A 3,832-nucleotide genomic window follows, 5' to 3' on the forward strand; every position below is an offset into this window, starting at 1 on the left:
TGCCTACAGATATAGATGGACTAACTCTATTATAGCTATTTTTTATAGTGTAACTTCCATTATCCATATTTCTAACTATATCATTTATTTTGTCATAATTCAATCCTAAGTATAATCCCGTTATAAAACTAATTTCTCCCCATATAGGTACTCTGAAATCTGTGCCGGTAAATATATTAAATAAATTTACAATATTAGATTTATTTAAACCCATTATGGCAAAAGTAATTCCGCCATAAAATGTGAACCATCCATATTTATAATATGCTGAAGCATGTATTTGCTCAAAACCGGAATCCATAAAATTTTCTTTTTCTTTATCATATAAGGATGAATCCCCAAGTATATCGCCGCTTATATGTGAGCATATATGTCTTAATGGAGTAAATCTCAATTTAAATTGATTATTATATATATAATCAAAGAACACTTCCACCTGCATATATGTTCCATACATCAAACTCTGACCATAATATTGATAGTAGCCTTTTTTATACTTTGAAAGAAAGAAATGAGTTAAATACCCAATACCTATTTTAAATCTGTGTTTATCTTTATATTTAAATGCTATAGGAGTTACTTCTGTTGCAAGGGTAGGGTTATAAAAAAAATCAATTTTGTCAAAATTGAAATTTGGATTTGGATACATTTCTTTTGCATTTAACACTTCTCCTATCCAAAATCTAGTACTGTATGAATTTGGATCAGTCCAACCTGAAAAATATCTGTCTGTTTTATAATTTTTCAGGGGATTAAATTCCCATTGAGTTTTAACAGTTTCTGTATAATTATCCATTTTTTCTTTTAGTGTATTGTTATTTGTATTTTGTGAATATATAGTAATACTATACAATACTAGTATTATTATTGTTTTTAACATAAAAATCATAAACCTTATTCCTTAAAACATATCGGGACATAATACATTTATATTTTTTTATGTCAATAACAACTTTTAAAACATTAGACTTGCATTCAAACCAATTCTGCTTTCCATGCTTCTGTATGAATATAACTGTTTTGATCTGGCATATTCATATTTTACTCCAATTATAAATCTGTAAATTTCAAATCCTAAACCTACACTTACAGATGGAGTCCATTCTTTACGGCTTTCATGCAGCGGATAACCTATTCCTTTTTTATCTCTTTTTATATCATTTAATTCATTTAAAAAAGCACCTATATATATGCCTGTTATTAAACTAATTTCACCCCATATAGGAAATCTAACCTCGGTTCCAGTAAAAATATTAAATACATTAACTATATTAGACTTTTTATATCCTGTTATAGCAAAAGATGTTCCTCCAAAAAAACTAAACCAACCCCATCTGTAATATGCAGATAAATGCATCTGTTCAAATCCTACATCTCTAAATTTTTCTTTATTTTTATCATAAAGAGTTTCATCTCCAAGTATATCGCCGCTTATATGCGAGCATATATGTCTTAAAGGAGCAAATCTAATTTTTAATTTATTATCAAATATATAGTCAAAATATGCTTCTACCTGCATATATATTCCATTTAGAAAAGTTGCTCCGTATAATTGATCTTGTCCTTTTCCATAGCTGCTGAAAAATAATTTTAGTGAATAAGCTACTCCTATTCTAAATCTGTGTTTATCCCCATTTAAGTTAAATGCAATAGGTGCCAAATCTACAGCAAGTTTTGGACTGAAATATAAAAGTACATTATTTAAATTAAAATTGGGGTTTGGATAAAGATTTTCTATATTAATAATATCTCCAAACCAGAAACTGCTGTTATAGTTGTCCGGATCCAGCCATGGTGAAAAATATTTATCGGTTTCATATATTCTAAGAGGATTATACTGCCATTTTAACTTTACTTTTTCTTTGTAATTATTCATTTTGTTTTCTAATGAATCATTATTATCTTGAGAATATAAATGTATATTGTAAAGAAGTATTATGAATATAAAAAAATATATCTTTTTCATTTTTTATCCAATATGTTTTATTTTATACATTCTAATATGAAATAATGATATTTTCAATACAAATTATATTTTCTTTGAAAGAAGGTTTATATAGGCTTCTGTTTCTATGTCATTTTCTGATATGCCTATATCGTTTAATATGGATTTTAATTGATATATTTGATTGTCTATTGTTTCACTAGAATTTAAGAATTCTATTTCTATAAAATTCCCAAGTTTTTTTATTTTTGATACTTCTACTAAAGCATTTTTATATATGAAAGCATAACCTTTTTTTTCTTTTCTAACATACTCTTTATATTTTTGAAGCTGTGCTAAAAAATTAATGATAAATCTTGATTTTTTCTTTGTTACTTTTATTTCTATTTCATCATTGACTTCTACACCATCAATTAATACTCTCTCTTTTGTGCAGAAAGTGTATCTTCCATGTTCCATTCTAAGTCTTATGCAGTCGCTTGTTCTTATATTACCATGTTTTATATCATTTTCTCTGGCATAATATATATCTTTTTTAAAATATTTTTTTTTGAATTTGGCATTTTTATAAAGAAAATTTAATACAGAGTCAAAGTCCCTAACATAAGCTTTTATTTCTATTTCAGAATTACCCATTTACTTAATATACATGAAATTTAAAAAATTGTCAAAATTAAGAATTTATATATTTTAATATTTTTTTTCTTAAAGAATCCCGTAAATTTCTTATTGGTATAAACCAAACTATTTTATTGATTAAGGTATTAATTATTTTATTTTTTTTATTCAAATCTTTATTTAGATTATCAGCATAGTTGCTTATATCATCTAATATCTTTTTATATAAAATATAATTTTTGTATTCTTTATTTAATTTTATTATTTGGTATTGAGCATAGTTAATTTCTCCTGCTATTTCTTTTTCCAAAGTTATTTGATTTGTAAAATCATATAAATGTTTATAAAAATCTTCTTTATAAACTGTTATATTAAATCTGATTAATACAAGATTAAATGTTCTAGCATACAAATATTTTATCGATTCTGCTTTTTGTTTTTTATAAAATTCTATAGAATTGAGCATTAATGCTATTGTATTAATAGCATTATTTAAATCTTTTGATATAGTTCCCATTATGGAATTATTTCTTTTCCTATAATAATAAATAGCTTTATGATTGTACGATGTTTTTTTATTAACTAATAATATCCTTTGATATAATTCCTCATCTTCAGCTCCAGATTTTATATTCATAAAAAATAAATCATTTTTTATTAAAAAGTCTTTTTTATATATTCTATTCCATACTGTTACAGACATACATTCATCTGTATACCATTTATCATCTTCTATACTAACACTTGATTTACCTTCAGTATGACGAAAAATTTTCTTTTTATTTTTTTCTATATTTTCTCCAAATAATATTATATTTAATGTGCTTGTTATATCTGAATCATATTTTTTAGCTGTATTATATAAATTTTCTATAAAATCATTTTTTATATAATCATCAGAGTCTATAAAGCTAATATACTCTCCATTTGAATTTTTTATTCCAGTATTTCTGGCAGGTCCAAGTCCTTGATTTTCTTTATGTTTGATTATTTTTATTCTATTGTCTTTTTTAGCATATTCTTCTAATATTTTATGGCTATTATCGGGGGAGAAGTCATCAACACATATTATTTCTATTTCTTTTAATGTTTGGTTTATAACAGAATCCAAACATTCTTTTAAATAAGGCTCTACATTATATACAGGTATAATTACACTAACTTTTATATTCATGTTTTATCCTTTTTTATTGTTGTAATTGATCAATAATATTTTGCACAAAAAAACCTATGCTTCAATCCTGTAATTGAAACATAGGTTGTAATTTT

General features: G+C 24.6%; 4 protein-coding genes. All 4 read right to left on the minus strand.

Features of this window, described 5'->3' with window-relative positions:
* Positions 1-889 (minus strand): hypothetical protein (locus Q0J90_RS06300; protein ID WP_297277089.1); only part of this gene is annotated, 889 nt, incomplete at its 3' end.
* 66 nt (positions 890-955) lie between these two features.
* Positions 956-1,966: a hypothetical protein gene (locus tag Q0J90_RS06305; protein WP_297277090.1), complete on the minus strand. Its 1,011-nt coding sequence runs from the start codon at positions 1,964-1,966 to the stop codon at positions 956-958.
* A gap of 63 nt (positions 1,967-2,029) precedes the next feature.
* The gene (cyaB, locus tag Q0J90_RS06310) at positions 2,030-2,581 is read right to left on the minus strand and encodes a class IV adenylate cyclase (protein ID WP_297277091.1); all 552 of its coding nucleotides are present in this window, start codon (positions 2,579-2,581) and stop codon (positions 2,030-2,032) included.
* A 37-nt stretch (positions 2,582-2,618) separates the two neighbouring features.
* Positions 2,619-3,737 carry a glycosyltransferase family 2 protein gene (locus tag Q0J90_RS06315; protein ID WP_297277092.1) on the minus strand — a complete coding sequence of 373 codons (1,119 nt, stop codon included), beginning with the start codon at positions 3,735-3,737 and terminating at the stop codon, positions 2,619-2,621.
* Positions 3,738-3,832: the final 95 nt, after the last annotated feature.

It is taken from the genome of uncultured Brachyspira sp. (assembly GCF_944390595.1).
Taxonomy (GTDB): domain Bacteria; phylum Spirochaetota; class Brachyspiria; order Brachyspirales; family Brachyspiraceae; genus Brachyspira.

Bases quoted from the DNA above. Each gene is read 5' to 3' on its own strand.
- Q0J90_RS06305 (WP_297277090.1), bottom strand. From the start codon at position 1,966: ATGAAAAAGATATATTTTTTTATATTCATAATACTTCTTTACAATATA.
- cyaB (WP_297277091.1), bottom strand. From the start codon at position 2,581: ATGGGTAATTCTGAAATAGAAATAAAAGCTTATGTTAGGGACTTTGAC.
- Q0J90_RS06315 (WP_297277092.1), bottom strand. From the start codon at position 3,737: ATGAATATAAAAGTTAGTGTAATTATACCTGTATATAATGTAGAGCCT.